13 protein-coding genes are annotated in these 16,312 nt (G+C 71.1%); 3 read left to right on the plus strand and 10 right to left on the minus strand.

The window, feature by feature from the left end:
- Window positions 1–35: 35 nt before the first annotated feature.
- From ACZ60E_RS12955 to ACZ60E_RS12970, 4 genes are all read right to left on the minus strand, one after another.
- Window positions 36–305, minus strand: a complete 270-nt coding sequence (locus tag ACZ60E_RS12955; protein ID WP_469440034.1) for a hypothetical protein — start codon at window positions 303–305, stop codon at window positions 36–38.
- A gap of 104 nt (window positions 306–409) precedes the next feature.
- Window positions 410–1,282, minus strand: coding sequence for a hypothetical protein (locus tag ACZ60E_RS12960; protein ID WP_469440036.1), 873 nt, complete (start codon window positions 1,280–1,282; stop codon window positions 410–412).
- 322 nt (window positions 1,283–1,604) lie between these two features.
- A complete protein-coding gene (gene metG / locus ACZ60E_RS12965) occupies window positions 1,605–3,329 on the minus strand; it encodes a methionine--tRNA ligase (RefSeq protein WP_384803653.1) in 1,725 nt (574 codons plus the stop codon).
- Window positions 3,330–3,493: 164 nt separating this feature from the next.
- Window positions 3,494–5,158, minus strand: coding sequence for a VWA domain-containing protein (locus ACZ60E_RS12970; RefSeq protein WP_469440038.1), 1,665 nt, complete (start codon window positions 5,156–5,158; stop codon window positions 3,494–3,496).
- A gap of 237 nt (window positions 5,159–5,395) precedes the next feature.
- Between ACZ60E_RS12970 and ACZ60E_RS12975 the strand changes: the two genes are divergently transcribed.
- Complete coding sequence (locus ACZ60E_RS12975) at window positions 5,396–7,504, plus strand: PhoX family protein (protein WP_469440040.1); 2,109 nt, start codon at window positions 5,396–5,398, stop codon at window positions 7,502–7,504.
- A gap of 146 nt (window positions 7,505–7,650) precedes the next feature.
- Here the strand turns inward: ACZ60E_RS12975 and ACZ60E_RS12980 are convergent, their stop codons facing one another.
- On the minus strand, window positions 7,651–8,574 hold the full coding sequence (locus ACZ60E_RS12980; RefSeq protein WP_384803644.1) for a LysR family transcriptional regulator: 924 nt from the start codon (window positions 8,572–8,574) through the stop codon (window positions 7,651–7,653).
- Between the two features lie 186 nt (window positions 8,575–8,760).
- Between ACZ60E_RS12980 and snpA the strand changes: the two genes are divergently transcribed.
- The gene (snpA, locus tag ACZ60E_RS12985; RefSeq protein ID WP_384803642.1) at window positions 8,761–9,438 is read left to right on the plus strand and encodes a snapalysin; all 678 of its coding nucleotides are present in this window, start codon (window positions 8,761–8,763) and stop codon (window positions 9,436–9,438) included.
- Window positions 9,439–9,622: 184 nt separating this feature from the next.
- Here snpA and ACZ60E_RS12990 read toward each other — a convergent pair whose 3' ends face one another.
- Together ACZ60E_RS12990 and ACZ60E_RS12995 are read right to left on the minus strand one after the other, a co-directional pair.
- Entirely contained in the window at window positions 9,623–10,666 is a 1,044-nt protein-coding gene (locus tag ACZ60E_RS12990; RefSeq protein WP_469440044.1) for an endonuclease/exonuclease/phosphatase family protein, read from the minus strand.
- 395 nt (window positions 10,667–11,061) lie between these two features.
- Window positions 11,062–11,874 (minus strand): alpha/beta fold hydrolase, encoded by an 813-nt coding sequence (locus ACZ60E_RS12995; RefSeq protein ID WP_469440046.1) that lies wholly within the window; start codon window positions 11,872–11,874, stop codon window positions 11,062–11,064.
- Between the two features lie 96 nt (window positions 11,875–11,970).
- On the opposite strand from ACZ60E_RS12995, the gene ACZ60E_RS13000 reads away from it, so the two are divergent.
- Window positions 11,971–13,305: an aminotransferase-like domain-containing protein gene (locus ACZ60E_RS13000; protein ID WP_469440047.1), complete on the plus strand. Its 1,335-nt coding sequence runs from the start codon at window positions 11,971–11,973 to the stop codon at window positions 13,303–13,305.
- On the opposite strand, the gene ACZ60E_RS13005 is transcribed toward ACZ60E_RS13000, so the two are convergent.
- The 3 genes from ACZ60E_RS13005 to ACZ60E_RS13015 form a co-directional block, all read right to left on the minus strand.
- Complete coding sequence (locus ACZ60E_RS13005) at window positions 13,220–14,137, minus strand: hypothetical protein (protein ID WP_384803631.1); 918 nt, start codon at window positions 14,135–14,137, stop codon at window positions 13,220–13,222. The two genes, ACZ60E_RS13000 and ACZ60E_RS13005, sit on opposite strands and share 86 nt — an antisense overlap.
- Window positions 14,138–14,262: 125 nt before the next feature.
- Window positions 14,263–15,129, minus strand: coding sequence for an ABC transporter permease (locus ACZ60E_RS13010; protein WP_469440050.1), 867 nt, complete (start codon window positions 15,127–15,129; stop codon window positions 14,263–14,265).
- Window positions 15,126–16,184 carry an ATP-binding cassette domain-containing protein gene (locus ACZ60E_RS13015; RefSeq protein ID WP_469440051.1) on the minus strand — a complete coding sequence of 353 codons (1,059 nt, stop codon included), beginning with the start codon at window positions 16,182–16,184 and terminating at the stop codon, window positions 15,126–15,128. The genes ACZ60E_RS13010 and ACZ60E_RS13015 overlap by 4 nt, the downstream gene beginning before the upstream one ends.
- Window positions 16,185–16,312: the final 128 nt, after the last annotated feature.

Genomic DNA, 16,312 nt, shown 5'->3' on the forward strand with positions numbered 1-16,312 from the left:
GGTCGGGGCGGGGGCTCTGCCGAGTTACGACGTGGCTAGTCGTCGGTGAAGATCGCTTCGGCGGAGGGTGCCACGGCGGCGCGTCGCAGCCAGTGGCGCAGGCTTTCGAGGTCGACGCAGCTGGTGACGCGCTCTCGGACGGCTTCGGGGACGTCGATGCCGCGCGCCTCGAAGACGATCAGAATGTTTTGCGCCCGGCTTTCGGCTAGGACCTCGGCCCGGGCTTGGGCCCGGGCTTGAGCGCGTGCTTGGGCGCGTGCTTCTTCGGAGGCGGACGACGTGTAGAAGGCGGGGTCCTCGAACATCAGGGCTCTCCGTGCTTGTGTGAGGCGCCCAGGATGCAGGCCGGGCCATGCGTCAGTACTGGGCCAGCCATGTAGTCCTCGCGACTGTGCCCCATCACGCTGGGCTAGTCGTCGGTGAAGATCGCTTCGGCGGAGGGGGCCACGGCGGCGCGTCGCACCCAGTGGCGCAGGCTTTGGGGGTCGTCGCAGGTGGTGATGCGTTCCCGGACGGCCTCGGGGACGTCGATTCCGCGTGCCTCGAAGACGACCAGGAGGACCTCGGCCCGGACCTCCGCCCTGGCCTCCTCGCGGACTTCTTCGAAGATGGGTGACTTGTAGAAAGAAAGGTCCACGGCCACGAGTGTCCTCCAAAGTGCTGCGGCGGGCAGCTTGCCCAGGCCGCGTGAGATGAATTCGATGACTGGGTTCTTGACCGTGTCCGGCTCGTCCCGCAGGACGGTCGTCACTGCTTTGAGTATCGTCCCGATCTCAGAGCTCTTGCCGTGAGTGATCGCGGACAGTGTCGCGAGCGCGAGATCCTTCCGTGCCTCCGCCGCACTGGTGATCACCGGCATGTTGTGCGGCCCCGCGACCAGCGGGCGCAGGGTGAGCAACGGCCATTGGGGTGGCCCGAACTGGACCGGCTGTTCTGCCCATTTGGCCGTCGCGTGGTCCTGGCAGACGACCAGCAGCATCGGCTGCAACCGGTACTTCGCGAGCAGGTACGAGGCGTAGTACGCCCAGCTCGCCGGCTTGTCCGGGTCCTTCTTGCCCTGGGCCTCGATGGCGACCAGAAGCGGTTCGTCGTCCTCTATCTCCAGCCGCAGCAGCGTGTCGACGCGGCGTTCGAGCGGGCTGGCCTCGGTGAGGTCGGTCGGCATGAGCGTGACCGAGGTGGGCGGAGCGAAGTCGACGCCGAGCACCTTGGACACCCCGGAGAAGAGGTCCGGGTGGTCCTGAAAGATGCGGTGCATCGCCTCGTGCGGCGCGCTGACCATGAGGGTTCCTGGCGGTGTGAGATATGCCGCTGGCGCATGCCAGAAGCAGGTTGCAGTGGGAGCGTAAGGCCCCAAAGCGACCTGATAACTACACAGTTGGGGATATTCACCCGCCCGAGTGAGCGTCCGCCGTCAGCGGCGCTGAAGCCACCGACGGCGAGGGCGAACTGGATAGCGCCCCTCAGGGTCCATGCGACGGATGCGGCGCGGCTCTTCGGCGAGGAGCAGCGGCTCCTGGGCTCCGCGTACACGAACGGGGTGGCCCGGCACCGTCGTTGTGCGGTGTCCGGCCACCCCGGCCGTCGGAGGGGGAGCGGAGTCGTTACTCCGGGGCTCCGCCGAAGCGCTCCTTGTACGTTTCCAGGTCCTCGTCCGTGATCTTGGCGAAGAGGACCGGGGGGACCGTGAAGGGGGTTCCCGCGGGGAGGGCCGTCAGGGACTTGGCCTCCTCCTGGGTGACCCAGGTCGCCGTGTCGTCGGGCAGGGCGAAGGCCGCGCGCATGGCGGCCGACGAGGACGGGATGAACGGCTCCGAGACCACCGCGTAGAGGTGGATCAGGTTCATCGCCGTGCGCAGTGTGAGTGCCGCGCCCTCCGGGTTCGTCTTGATCTCCAGCCAGGGGGCCTTCTCCTCCAGGTAGGAGTTGCCCGCCGACCACAGGGCGCGCAGCGCCGCCGCCGCCTTGCGGAACTGGAGCGCCTCCATCTGGGTCTCGTAGTCGGAGAGGAGCGAGGCGATCTCCTCGCCGAGCTTCGCCTCCGGCTCGCCCGCCTCCGCGCCCGCCGGGACCTCCTCGCCGAAGCGCTTCTTCGAGAAGGACAGGACGCGGTTGACGAAGTTGCCGAGGGTGTCGGCCAGGTCCTTGTTCACCGTCGCCGTGAAGTGCTCCCACGTGAACGACGAGTCGTCCGACTCGGGGGCGTTGGCGATGAGGAAGTAGCGCCAGTAGTCCGCGGGCAGGATGTCGAGCGCCTGGTCGGTGAAGACGCCCCGCTTCTGCGAGGTGGAGAACTTACCGCCGTAGTACGTCAGCCAGTTGAAGGCCTTGAGCTGGTCGACCTTCTTCCACGGCTCCCGTACGCCCATCTCCGTCGCGGGGAACATCACGCTGTGGAAGGGGACGTTGTCCTTCGCCATGAACTCCGTGTACCGCACGTCCGACGCGCCCGCCGGCTCGTACCACCACGACTTCCAGTCCCGGTTCTCCTCCGGAGCCGCGTCCGCCCACTCCTTCGTCGACCCGATGTACTCGATCGGCGCGTCGAACCAGACGTAGAACACCTTGCCGTCGGCGGCCAGCGTCGGCCACGTGTCGGCCGGGACCGGGACGCCCCAGTCCAGGTCACGGGTGATCGCGCGGTCGTGCAGGCCCTCGGTCAGCCACTTGCGGGCGATCGAGGACGCGAGCTGCGGCCACTCGTCCGCGACCTCGTCGATCCACGCCTCGACCTCGCCCTGCAGCTTCGACTGGAGGAGGAAGAGGTGCGTCGTCTCGCGTACTTCGAGTTCCGTCGAACCCGAGATCGCCGAGCGCGGGTTGATCAGGTCCGTGGGGTCCAGGACGCGCGTGCAGTTCTCGCACTGGTCGCCGCGCGCCTTGTCGTAACCGCAGTGCGGGCACGTGCCCTCGACGTAACGGTCCGGCAGGAAGCGGCCGTCGGCCGGCGAGTACACCTGCCGGATCGCGCGCTCCTCGATGAAGCCGTTCTCGTTCAGGCGGCGGGCGAAGTGCTGCGTCAGCTCCGCGTTCTGCGGGGAGGAGCTGCGGCCGAAGTGGTCGAAGGCGAGCGCGAAGCCGTCGTAGATCGCCTTCTGCGCGTCGTGCGCTCCGGCGCAGAATTCGGCGACCGGGAGGCCCTGCTCCTTCGCCGCCAGTTCGGCCGGGGTGCCGTGCTCGTCCGTCGCGCAGATGTAGAGGACATCGTGGCCGCGCTGGCGGAGGTACCTGGCGTACACGTCCGCCGGGAGCATGGACCCCACCATGTTGCCCAGGTGCTTGATCCCGTTGATGTACGGAAGGGCGCTGGTGATGAGGTGTCGAGCCATTGCGGGCTGCTCCCGAGTCGCTACGTGGGGTGACGTCCGGTCGAGTGCTGCTTCGACTTTCGGCCGTCTTACGAACCTTGAAATCGTAGCCGACATGGGTGGGCCGCCCGCTCCTCGTTTTATGGGACGAGAAGGGGCGGCCCGGGTGACGCTGTGGCGTGGGGTTACGGGCGCCAGTTCGCCAGTACGCCCTCGTAGATCTCCGCGTCCGTGAGTTCGCGGGGTGTCGGGCCCGCGTGGAAGAACGCGGTGTTGTCCGACTTCAGCTTGCGGAGGTAGTCGAAGGCCTTGTTGTCCTGCTCGCCGAACGCGACGAAGGAGAAGAAGAGGCCGGGGTGGCTCTTCGCCGCCGACGTCAGCGCCTGGGTGGCCGGGGTCTTGGCGTCCGGGGCGCCGTCCGTCTGGAAGACGACCAGGCCGGGCTCCGCGGGGGTGCCCGACTTCTCGTGCAGGGCGATCACTTCCTCCACGGCCGCGTGATAGCTCGTACGGCCCATGCGGCCGAGGCCCGCGTGGAGTTCGTCGATCTTGTTGTCGTGCTCGGCGAGCGTGAGTTCGCCGGTGCCGTCCAGCTCGGTGGAGAAGAAGACGACCTGGACGTTCGCCTCCGGCGCGAGGTGGGCCGCGATGGCGAGGGTCTGCTCGCCGAGCGCCTGCGCGGAGCCGTCCTTGTAGTACGGGCGCATCGACGCGGAGCGGTCGAGGACCAGGTAGACCTTCGCGCGGGCGTCCGTGAGGTTCTGGTTCGCCAGGGCGGTGGCGGCTGCCTTGTAGGCGCTGAGGAGGGCGGGGGCCTGGGCGGCGACCGCGTCCTCACCACCGGCGGGCCCGGCCGCGGCTTCGGGAGCCGCCTCGGTCTCGGCTTCGGGGGCCGACGGCTTCTCGGCCTCGGCCTTCGCGGGCTCGGGCGCCTTTGCCGACTTGGGTTCCGGGGTCACCTCGGCGACGGCTGCCTCGGCCTCGGCCTCCGCCTCGGAGACCTCCTCGGCGGCTGCGGCCTCGGCCTCGGGCTCCGGCTCGACGACCGGCTCGGTCTCGGGCTCCGGGACGAGCTGGATGACCAGCTCGGGTTCGGCCTCGGCCGCGGCGACGATGACGGGCTCGGGTTCATCAGCCACTGCCTTCGCGGGCTCCGCCTTCGCCGGCTCGGGCTCCGGCGTCGTCTCGGCCGCGACCGGCTCGGGCGTCGGCTCCGGCTCCGGTGCCGTCTCGACGACGGGCTCCGGCTTGGCCTCGGCCTTCGCGGGCTCGGGCGCCACGACGGGCTCGGGCGCCACAACGGGTTCCGGCTCCGCCTCCACCACAGGCTCCGGCTCAGCCTTCGCGGCAGGCGCAGCCTCGGGCTCGGCCTCGGGCTCGGCCTCGGCCTCAGCCACAGGCTTCGCCTCAGCCTCAGCCTCAGCCACAGCCTCGGCGGCGGCCACAACCTCGGCCTCGGCGGCAGCCTCAGCGTCCGTCTTGGCCGCAGCCTCAGCCTTCGCCTCCGGCTCAGCCTGCGCCGCAGGCGCCGTCGCCTGCTTCGGGACCGTCACGTTGTCGAACGCCGCCGAGACCAGGTCGTCCACCGAGGACGCCTTTTTTTCGGGCTTGCGCTCGGCCTGACGCTCGGCCTGTCGCTCCGGCGCGGCCTCGGGCTCGCGCTCCGCGGCCGGTGCGGGGACAGAGACCTCAGGCTCGGCTGCCGCAGGCGTGGGCTCGGGAGCCGTCTCCTGCCGGGCCGCCGGCACGGTCGGCTCGGCGGCGGCAGATGCGGAAGGGACCGCGGCATCGGCAGCGTCCCCCTTGCGTGACTTTCCGAACGCATTCCGCAGGCGGGTGAGAATGCCCATGTGCGCAACCCTTCGCATGAGTTGGTTCCGTCAATCCCTGGCCAGGACGGACACGTAAGGTTAGCCGCCAGGGCCGAAGATCTTTATCGGGCCCAAACATGGACCCGGTTCCCGCACGCCTGTCGGGGTCAAAGCCCTTTTGGCTGGGCCCAGTTCACTCTCCGTTCACCTTGCGTCCGCGCTCTCGCACGCGCGTGCCCCTAGCGTCTCGCCAGACACAGACATAGGGGAGGGAACGTGCGCAACCTGCTGCCTCTGCTCGGCTCGACCGGTTCACACCCGGGCGGCCGTTCCGAGATGACCTGCCGGTACCGCTGTGGTGATGCCTGCTTCCACCCGGCGCCCAACACCAGCGCCAACGAATACGTCGGCGACGTCATCGCCGGAGCACTCAGCCGTCGTTCGATGATGCGTGCCGCCGCCGCGGTGACCGTGACCACGGCGGCCGGCGGGGCGCTCGTCGGCGCGGGCGCGGCCCCGGCCGCCGCCCAGCCCGCCGAGGGCGCGGCGGCCACTTTCGGAGCCGGTTCGCACGGCGCACACGGCTCCCAGGGTTCGAAGGGCAAGGCCGCCCGCGGTCTGCGCTTCACCCCCGTCGCGCCCAACACCACCGACGCCGTCACCGTCCCCGAGGGCTACGGCCAGAACGTGGTCATCCGCTGGGGCGAGCCCATCCTGCGCGGTGCCCCCGCCTTCGACCCGGACAGGCAGACCGCGGCGGCGCAGGCCGGCCAGTTCGGCTACAACTGCGACTTCCTCGCCCTGCTCCCGCTGCCGGGCGAGCGCGGCCGTCAGCTGCTCGTGGCGAACCACGAGTACACGGACGAAGTCCTGATGTTCAAGGGCTACGACCCCGCGAACCCGACCCGCGAGCAGGCGGAGATCGCCTGGCAGGCCCACGGTCTGGGTGTCGTCGTGGTCGAGGAGGAGCGCAGGACGGGCAAGCTCACCGCAGTGCCCCGCCACCACCTCAACCGTCGTGTCACCGCGACCACCGAGTTCAGGGTGACCGGTCCGGCCGCGGGCTCGGCCCTCCTGAAGACCTCCGCCGACCCGACCGGCAAGAAGGTCCTCGGCACGCTCAACAACTGCGCCGGCGGCGAGACCCCCTGGGGCACGACGCTGCACGGCGAGGAGAACTTCAACCAGTACTTCGCCAACGCGAGCCGCACGACCGACGCGCGCTACGGCATCGGCACCGGCGCCACCGAGCGCAAGTGGGAGCGTTTCGACAAGCGTTTCGACGTCGCCCAGGAGCCGAACGAGGTCCACCGCTTCGGCTACATCGTCGAGCTGGACCCGTACGACCCGACCTCGACGCCCCGCAAGCGGACCGCGCTCGGGCGGTTCAAGCACGAGGGCGCGACGATCCGTCTCACGGACGACGGCCGCCCGGTCGCCTACACCGGCGACGACGAGCGCTTCGACTACATGTACAAGTTCGTCGGCAGCAAGCGGATGCGCCACGGCAACAGCCGCGCCGCCCGCGAGCACAACCTGACCCTCCTCGACGAGGGCACGCTGTACGTCGCCAAGCTCACCGGCGACTCCCCGGCGATCGAGATCGACGGCACCGGCAAGCTCCCGTCGGACGGCGAGTTCGACGGCAGCGGTACGTGGATCCCGCTGGCCACCGCCACCGCGAAGGGCGCCGTCTCGCACGTCCCCGGCATGACCGCCGAGGAGGTGTACGTCTTCACGCGCCTCGCCGGTGACAAGGTGGGCGCCACGAAGATGGACCGCCCGGAGGACATCCAGCCCTCCCCGCACACCGGCAAGGTGTACGTCGCCCTGACGAACAACACCAACCGCGGTGTCGGCTCCAACGCCAAGGTCGACGAGGCCAACCCGCGCAACGCCAACAAGCACGGGCACGTCCTGGAGCTGACCGAGCGCCGCAACCGCGCCGACGCCACCAGCTTCGCCTGGTCGTTGTTCCTGGTCGCGGGCGACCCGAAGGACCCGGCGACGTACTTCGCGGGCTACCCGAAGGACAAGGTCAGCCAGATCTCCTGCCCGGACAACGTGGCCTTCGACCCGCACGGCAACCTGTGGATCTCCACCGACGGCGCCCAGCTCGGCTCCCACGACGGCCTGTTCGGCGTGGCGACCAAGGGCGACCGGCGCGGTGAGCTGAAGCAGTTCCTGACCGTGCCGAAGGGCGCCGAGACCTGCGGCCCGCTCGTCCAGGACCGCCGCGTCCTCGTGGCGGTCCAGCACCCGGGCGAGATCACGGGCGCGACCGTCGAGAACCCGGCGAGCGTCTGGCCCGACGGCCCCGGCAAGATCGTCCGCCCGTCGGTGGTCTCGGTCTGGCGCAAGGACGGCGAGGACATCGGCGTTTGATGTGCCCACGGGCAGAGGGCGCCTTCCAGGGAGGAGGGCGCCCTTTGTCTTTCGCCTTTGGCTTTTAGGGGCGCGGGGAACTGCGCGAACGGCCCCCACCGGCCCGCACCCGACACACGACCGTCACACCGCCCCCGGGAATGTCCCTACACCCCCACCAGATCCAGCCACTCCCCATAGCCGGGGGCGTCCCGCGCAACCTCCGCGTACGCTTCCCACAGTTCGGGGAACACAAGGTCCAACTCCCCCTCCGTACGCGCCGCGAGCACCAGCCGGACCCCCAGCGGATCCCCCTGGATCCGCCGCACCGCCATCTCCGGCCGCGGCTGGCACGTCGGCTGGCACACCGTGACGACCTCGCCGGTCGCTACCAGCGAGGCGGCCGTGTGGTAGTCCCCGTGCAGCACCCGCGGCCGCAGCCCGGCCGCCCGCAGCATGCGGTGCACGGCGTCCCACTCGCCGTCGACCGTCGGATCGATCATCCACCGGTCCCCGGCCAGGTCGGTGAGCCGGACCTCCGTCCGCGCGGCGGCCGGATGGTCGGCCGGCAGCGAGACGAACTGCGGCTCGCGGTCGACCAGGACGCGCAGCGCCAGCCCGTCCGGGATGCGCAGCGGGCTGCCCTCCACCTCGTGCACGAAGGCCACGTCGAGCCGCCCGGCGGCGAGCATGCGCAGCAGGGCGTTCGGGGAGACGTCCATCTGCAGGACCGGTTCGCGCTGGCGGGCACGCAGCCGGCGCAGCCAGCCCGCGAGGGCGCGGCTCGCGGTGGAACCGATACGGAGCTGGGGCCCGTCGGCGTCCGTCGCGGCGGCCCGTGCCTCCGCGACCAGCGACCGCATTTCGGCCACGAGCGGGCGGGCGCGGCCCAGGACGACCAGGCCGAGCGGGGTCGGGCGGCAGCCGGTGCGTTCGCGGAGGAAGAGGGGGCCGCCGAGCTCCTGCTCGATGCGTTTGAGCTGGGTGCTCAACGAGGGCTGGGCCACGCCGAGCTGCCGGGCGGCCCGGTGCAGGCTGCCGGTGTCGGCTATGGCGCACAGTGCGCGGAGGTGCCTGACCTCAAGGTCCATGCCGCCGGAGCCTAAAACGGAAGTACAGCTTTCACCAGACGCACAAACCCCATCCAAATCTGGTGAGTCGGGCGATCGGTTTCGTACGGATAGCAGTGTCCTATCGCCTGTTGGCATCATCACAGCCGCCTCACAGACGCCGAAACTCCTCGGTGACGACTTCACCCCCCACGCAAGGAGTCATCGATGCGACTGTCCACACCCATGCTCTCCGCCGCGCTCGGCCTCGGCCTCACGGCGGCGGCGCTCGGTACGGTCCCGGCCTCGGCGGCCCAGGCGCCGGAGCCGGCGTCCACCACCTCCGTCGCCTCCCTGGCGGGCGCGGGCTACAGCGGTTCCGGCGAAGAGGCGAAGGCCAACGAGGCCTTCTTCGAAGCCGTGCTGAAGTCCGTGGCCGAGAAGCGCGCCGCGAACCCGACGTCCGCCGCCGCCGTCACCGTGGTCTACAACGCCTCGGCGGCGCCGTCCTTCGCCACCCAGATAGCCCGCAGCACGTCGATCTGGAACAGCTCCGTCTCGAACGTCAAGCTCCAGGCCGGCAGCAGCGGTGCGAGCTTCACCTACCGCGAGGGCAACGACTCGCGCGGTTCGTACGCGTCCACGGACGGGCACGGCAGAGGGTACATATTCCTCGACTACGCGCAGAACCAGCAGTACGACTCCACGCGCGTCACCGCCCACGAGACCGGGCACGTGCTCGGACTCCCCGACCACTACTCCGGTCCGTGCAGTGAGCTGATGTCGGGCGGCGGACCGGGTACGTCCTGCACGAACTCGATCCCCAACAGCGCGGAGCGCTCCCGCGTGAACCAGCTGTGGGCCAACGGGCTCGCCAAGGCCCTGGCGAAGGTCAACCAGGACTGAGCCGGCCGTACTGATCCTGCGTCGGGGCGGTGCGGAGTCGGCGCCGCACCGCCCCGACGCCGGGACCCGCGGGTCCCCCTCGGATGTACCACCCACCCCCCACGGACGTGGGCCGCCTCTCCTGCACAGAGGGCGGCCCACGTCGTGTTTTCCGGGTGCGGATCCCGTCCGGGTACGGGTCCCGTCACGTGCTCTTGCGCAAGGTCAGGTCCACGACCAGGGCCCGGTGGTCGGTGTCGTCCAGGTCCAGGAAACGGGTCCTCGTCGCCGTGAAGCCCCGGGACACCAGGACGTGGTCGATCTGGGCACCGAAGGCCGGGGCCGTCAGCGCGGGCCAGCTCGGGGTACGGGTGTCGCCGGTGAGCCGGGCGCCGTCCATGAAGCCGGTGTCCAGGATGCGGCGGAAGGCCGCGTGGTCCTGGGTGGCATTGAAGTCGCCCGCGACGACGGTCGGCCGGCCGATGTTCGCGGCGGCGTAGTCGCGCAGGGCGGCCAGCTCCTTGCGCCAGGTGCCCAGGTGGGACGGCAGCGGCGGCATCGGATGGGCCAGCTGGAGGTGGATCACCTGGCCGTCCACGTCGGCGGTGGCGCCGGGCATGCCCATGGTCGCGGCGATGCCCTTCGTGGGGGTCAGGGGGTGACGGCTGAGGATGACGGAACCGTCGGATCCCTCGGAGGTGGCGCTCTCCACGGCCTGCCGGTACGGGTAGACGCCGTCCTTGGACTTGGTGCCCTTGCCGAAGGCCTGGTTCAGCTTCTTCTCACAGGTGTCCTCGCACTCCTGGACGAAGACCAGGTCCGGGCGCTGCTTCGAGACCGCCTCGATCAGGCTGTCCGTTGCCCGGCCGAACTCGACGTTCGCGGTGAGTACGCGGATCTGTGCGACCGGGACGCCGCCGGGTTCCATCGTCTTGCCGTACGGCTCGATGTACCAGGCGGTCACGGCGAGGGCGGCCACGCCCCAGACGAGGCCGATGCGCCAGTGCGACAGGGCGGCGAACAGGAGTGCCACGGCGGTGGGGGCGAGGAGCCAGGGGAGGAAGGCGAGCAGTTGGGGGATGGGGGTGATGGCGTCCGTGTCGGCTATGCGGCAGCCCAGGACGATGCTCACGGTGAGGAGGAGGAAGGCTGCGAACCAGGCGCCGGGCCGTGTGCTGCCGTGTCTCGACACCGGGACGTTGTCGTCCCTGGTCCACGTGCTTGTCTCGGCTGTCGTCGTACTGCGCAAGGCCGTGCCTTCCACTTCTTCCGCCCCACCCACCCCGGTCCATCTGCATGGATCCTCTCTCAAAGACGGGGGGAGTGCGTGCGGGGTTGCGTGACGGGGGCTTGCCACGCCGTTCCCCGCGCCCCTGAAAGGCGGGGCTGCGCCCCTGCCGGCCCCTTCGTCTGCGGCCCGGTGGGGGCCGTTCGCGCAGTTCCCCGCGCCCCTAAAAGACAAAAGATTGCGCCGTTCCCCGCGCCCCTGAAGGGGCAAAAGCAGGGGCGCAGCCCCGCTTTTGAGGGGCGCGGGGAACTGCGCGGCCCGCCCCCACCGGGCCCGCAGGTGTCAGGGGCGTGGCCCGCCCCCACCGGGCCCGCAGGTGTCAGGGGCGCGGCCCGCCCCCACCGGGCCCGCAGGTGTCAGGGGCGTGGCCCGCCCCCACCGGGCCGCGCGGGATCGCAGTGGGTCAGTAGGTCGGTCAGGGCGTTGTTGAAAGGTGTGGGGCGTTCGAGGTTCGGGAGGTGGGCCGCGCCCCGGACGACACACAGCACAGACCCCCGCACAGCCGCGTGCATCGCCTCCGCCTCCGCCACGGGAGTGAACGTGTCCTCCTCCCCCACCACCACCAGCGTGGGAACGGTGACCCGGGTCAGCAGTTCCCGGTAGTCCGGCCGTTCGGCCCGCCCCCGCAGGGCCGCCGCGGCCCCCTCCGCCGACGTCCCCGTCATCATGCGGCGCACCTGCGCCACCACGTCAGGGCGGGCGTACGGCGCCACCATCCGGTACAGGACCTCCTCGGCGTACCCGCCCATCCCTTCGCGGAGCAGCCGTTCGGCCATCGCGCCCCGCGCCTTCCTCCCTTCGGGCGTCTCCGCCGCGGGGAACGTGTCCGCCAGAAGCAGGCCCCGGATCCGTTCGGGGAACTGCCGGTAGCACTCCATGACGATCTGGCCGCCCATGGAGAGTCCTCCGAGGACGAATTCGGGTACCCGGAGTTCGTCGAGGAGGGCCGCCACGTCCTCGGCGAAGACGGAGAGCGGGGTGATCCCGGGGACGACCGGGGACGCGCCGTAGCCCCGCAGGTCCGGCACGATCACCCGGCGCTCCCGGGCGAAGGCCGCCACCTGGGGAGCCCACATCGTGCGGTCGAAGGGGTGGCCGTGGATCAGGACAAGAGGCAGCGCCGTGGCGGCATGCGGGCCTTTGTCCTCGTATGCGAGGAAGGGAGCCATGATCGGACCCTAGATCCCGTCAACTCCTCGGTGCAATAAGATCTTTGCTCTCGGTGCAATCCGGGGGGATTCACCTGCGTTTCGGGAAGGGGCGGCGTGGAGGACTACCGGCGTATTGCCGACCGGCTGGCCGAGGAGATCTATTCGGGGCGGCTGAAGGCCGGTGAGCGGCTGCCGCCGCAGCGCGTGTTCGCCCGGCGCCGCCGCATCGCGGGGTCCACGGCCGGGCGCGTGTACGGAGAACTGGTCCGGCGCGGTCTCGTCGTCGGCGAGGTCGGGCGCGGCACCTTCGTACGGGCCGCCCCGCCCCCCTCGGGCCGGGCCCTCGCGGAGGCCACGCACGACCACGACCCCCAGGTGAAGATCGATCTGGAGCTCAACTACCCGTCCGTGCCGGGGCAGTCGGAGCTGATGGCCGACGGGCTCGCGCCGCTGCTGCGGGCCGACGTGCTGGGCGAGGCCACCCGTACCGTCCCGGCCGCCGGGACCCCCGCCGCGCGCGAGGCCGTCGCGGGGCTGCTGGCGGGATCCGGGTGGCGGCCCGCGCCCGGGCAGCTCCTCTTCGCCGGGAACGGCCGGCAGGCCATCGCGGGCGTCCTCGCCTCGCTGGTACGGCCCGGTGGGCGGGTCGGCGTGGAGGCGCTGACGTATCCGCTGGTCAAGGAGATCGCCGAGCGGATCGGCTGCACGCTCGTGCCGCTCGCCACGGACGAGGAGGGGCTGCGGCCCGACGCCGTCGCCGCCGGCCACCGTGCCGCCCCGCTCTCCGCCCTCTACGTCCAGCCGACGCTGCACAATCCGACCGGCGTGACGGCGGGGGACCGAAGGAAGCGCGAACTCGCCGCCGTCGTAAGGGACGTGGATCTGCCCGTCGTCGAGGACCGCATCTGGTCGTTCCTCCATGAAGAGGGCGTGCCGCTCGCCGCGTACGCCCCCGAGCGCGTCCATGTCGTCGACGGGCTGTCGAAGCGGGTGGCGCCCGGACTGACCGTCGGTTTCCTCGTCGTGCCCGAGGAGCGGGCCGGGGCGGTGGGCGGGGCCCTGCGGTCGGGCGGGTGGACGGCGGGGCGGTTCGCGCTGGAGGCGGGGACGCGGTGGATCCGGGACGGGACCGTCGAGCGGCTCGTCGGCAGGAAGCGGGCCGACGCGGCCCGGCGCCAGCGTGTCGTCGCGGAACTGCTCGCCCCGTTCACGGTCCGGGCCGACCCGTACGCGTACTACGCCTGGTGGGAGCTGCCCGCGCCCTGGCGCGCGGACACCTTCACGGCTGCCGCCGCCGCCCGCGGGGTCGCGGTCACCCCGGGCCCGGCCTTCGCGGTGGGGCCGCAGGGCGCGCCGGACGCCGTCAGGCTCGGGCTCGCGTCGGTTCCGGTACCGGTGCTGGGACAGGCACTGCGGACGCTGCGCGACGTCGCGCGCGGGCGTCCGTGAGCCAGGTCGCCAGCGCCACCGTGAGGCCGAGGGCGAGGATGAACCAGGCCGCCGTGCGCAGGGTCTCGGTGAGGGCGTCGTAGACCGCGCCCGCCGCGGCGCGCGAGACGTGCTCGGGCAGGCCCGCGAGAGTCATGGCCCGGCCGATGACGGTGGCGAGCGCCAGCAGGGCGGCGCCCAGGGCCATGCCGAGCGCGGTGGCCGTGACGGCACGGCGGCGGCGTACGGCCAGCAGGATGCCGCCGAGGGCCAGGGCGACCGCCGCCAGCGGCAGCCAGAAGCCCGCGATCTCCAGCATGGGGAAGCCTTTCCGCAGGGAGCTGAGCTCCTGGGCCCCGAGGACCGTGACCTCGGTGTGCTCGACGGGAATGCGGTTCGCCAACGGCACGCGGTCGTCGGCCAGTTGGGCCTTGAGGCGGGCGGTGACCGGGGCCAGGTCGAGTGTGACCGCGCCCTCGCTGTCGCTGCGCAGGGCCCGCAGGACGGCGTCGTGCGCGGCCCGGTTCGCCGTGGTCCAGGCCGCGCGGAAGGCCTCCGTACCGGTGAAGGACCGCACCGCCCGGTGGACGTACGCGCGGACCTCCCCCTCCAGCGGCCCGACCTCGACCTCGCTCATGATCCCGTCGGTGACGGTGTCCGCGATCGCGCCCTGGACGTCGGGTCCCGCGGCGAGCGGCGCCATCGTGTCGACGTACCGCCCGGTGTCGCCGATCTCGTACTTCGCCCACGCCGACAGCCCGCCCAGCGGCACGAGGACGCAGGCGAGCACGATCAGCAGCGCCGAGAGGACCTTCCTCAGCGCCGAGGGGTCAGGGCCGGTGTCTTTCCGCACCTCTCAAGGAAGAACCCCGGCCGCGCCCCTCGCCATCGGGGCACGGCCGGGGTGACTGCATCCGGACGCGGATTGCGTTCTTCCGGGGGACCCGGACGGCCTTCGCCGAGCTCCGGAAGGCCTTCCTACTTGCGGTTGTAGAGCCTCATCGTGACCGGGCCGAAGACCGCGACCAGCACCCCGGCCCAGCCCAGCGACCACGCGATCTCGGCGGTCGGCCAGGAACCGTCCATCAGGCCGCGTACCGCCGAGGCGAGATGGGTGACCGGGTTGTTGTTGACGAAGGCCTGGAGCCAGCCCGGCATCGTCTCGGGGCGGACGAAGATGTCGCTGAGGAAGGTCAGCGGGAACAGGATCATCATGCTCACGCCCATGACCGACTTCTCCGTGCGCAGCAGCAGGCCGAACATCGTCCACACCCAGGAGAAGGCGAACGAGAAGACGAGCAGGAGGACGACGCCCGCCACCACGCCTTGGACGCCGCCGTCCGGACGGAAGCCCATGATCAGGCCCACCGCGAGCATCACGACCGACGCGATCGTGTAGCGCAGGGCGTCCCCGAGCAGATAGCCGACCAGCGTCGACGGGCGCCAGATGGGCAGCGAGCGGAAGCGGTCGAAGACGCCCTTCGCGATGTCGATGTTGACCGAGACGCCCGTGTACATCGTGATCATCACGACCGACATCACGAGGATGCCGGGGAGCAGGTACTGGATGTACTCCTCGGGGGAACCGGCGAGCGCGCCCCCGAACAGGTACGTGTACATCAGCACCAGCATGATCGGGAACGCCGTCACGTCGAAGAGCTGCTCCGGAACGTGCTTGATCTTGAGGATCGCCCGCCAGCCGAAGGTGAGCGAGGCCTGGAGGGCGTTCGGGCGCGGCGGGCGCTCGCCGGCGACCAGGATCGCGGCGAGGCTCTCGGTACGGACCGGCGCGAGGTCCGCGGTGTCCGCGGTTCCGGTGCCGGAGGACTGGGTCGCGGTGCTCATGCCGTGGCCTCTTTCTTCAGCGTCGGCCGGGGTTCGGGACGGCTGTCGTGCGGGCCGTCGGACCGGCCGTCGGGGTTTCCGGTGAGGGCGAGGAAGACCTCGTCCAGGCTCGGCTGGCCGAGGGAGAAGTTGTCGACGGTGATGCCCGCGCGGGCGAGTTCGGCGAGGGCGCGAGACGCCTTCTCGGCGGCTGCGGAGCCGTCCGGCGAGCCGTTGCCGACCCGGGCCGTCAGCGCCACCGGATCCGGCTCCAACTGCACGTCCGTGCCCAGGGCCTGCCGCAGCACCCGCTCGGCGTCCGGACGCCGGTCCGCGTCCCGCAGCCGTACGTGCACGGCGCCCGCCCCCACCGACGCCTTCAGCTCGCCCTTCGTGCCCTCGGCGATGACTCTGCCCTTGTCGATGACGGCGATCCGGGACGCCAACTGGTCCGCCTCGTCCAGGTACTGGGTGGTGAGGAGGACCGTGGTGCCCTGGGCGACGACCGCCCGCACGATCTCCCAGACCTGGTTGCGGCTGCGCGGGTCGAGGCCGGTCGTCGGCTCGTCCAGGAACAGCAGGTCCGGGGTGTTGAGGATGGACGCGGCGATGTCGATACGCCGCCGCATACCGCCCGAGTAGTTCTTCACCTGGCGGCCGGCCGCCTCCGACAGGCCGAAGGCGTCCAGGAGTTGGGCCGCGCGGTCGTACGAGGCCTTCTTGGCGTGGCCGGTCAGACGGGCCAGCAGCACAAGGTTCTCGGTGCCGGTCAGGTCCTCGTCCACCGACGCGTACTGGCCGGTGAGGCTCACCCGGCCGCGGACCGCGTCCGCCTCCCGTACGACGTCGTGGCCGAAGACGTGCGCCTCGCCGCCGTCGGGGCGCAGCAGGGTCGCCAGCATGCGGACGGTCGTGGTCTTGCCCGCGCCGTTCGGGCCCAGCAGGCCGTACACCGTGCCCGGCTCGATCCGCAGGTCCACGCCGTCGACCGCGCGGGTGTCGCCGAAGGTCTTCACCAGCCCCGCGGTCTCGATGGCCGGCCCGGCCCAGTGGTCGGTGCGGTTGCTGCTCGTCATGTCGGTCCGCCCATCCGCGTCGTTCTGGTGACTGGTTCGGTGACTCGTTTCGGAATACAGACCCCCGGGGCCGCGGAAACTCATCGGTGGGGCCGCGGGGGCCGTGCGGCGAGGGCCTCCGGTGGAGG

The sequence above is a fragment of the Streptomyces sp. NPDC102514 genome (assembly GCF_055584525.1).

Excerpts from the sequence above, each read along its gene's own strand:
- ACZ60E_RS12955 (WP_469440034.1), bottom strand. The coding sequence starts at position 305 with ATGTTCGAGGACCCCGCCTTCTACACGTCGTCCGCCTCCGAAGAAGCA.
- ACZ60E_RS12960 (WP_469440036.1), bottom strand. The coding sequence starts at position 1,282 with ATGGTCAGCGCGCCGCACGAGGCGATGCACCGCATCTTTCAGGACCAC.
- metG (WP_384803653.1), bottom strand. The coding sequence starts at position 3,329 with ATGGCTCGACACCTCATCACCAGCGCCCTTCCGTACATCAACGGGATC.
- ACZ60E_RS12970 (WP_469440038.1), bottom strand. The coding sequence starts at position 5,158 with ATGGGCATTCTCACCCGCCTGCGGAATGCGTTCGGAAAGTCACGCAAG.
- ACZ60E_RS12980 (WP_384803644.1), bottom strand. The coding sequence starts at position 8,574 with ATGGACCTTGAGGTCAGGCACCTCCGCGCACTGTGCGCCATAGCCGAC.
- snpA (WP_384803642.1), top strand. The coding sequence starts at position 8,761 with ATGCGACTGTCCACACCCATGCTCTCCGCCGCGCTCGGCCTCGGCCTC.
- ACZ60E_RS12995 (WP_469440046.1), bottom strand. The coding sequence starts at position 11,874 with ATGGCTCCCTTCCTCGCATACGAGGACAAAGGCCCGCATGCCGCCACG.
- ACZ60E_RS13010 (WP_469440050.1), bottom strand. The coding sequence starts at position 15,129 with ATGAGCACCGCGACCCAGTCCTCCGGCACCGGAACCGCGGACACCGCG.
- ACZ60E_RS13015 (WP_469440051.1), bottom strand. The coding sequence starts at position 16,184 with ATGACGAGCAGCAACCGCACCGACCACTGGGCCGGGCCGGCCATCGAG.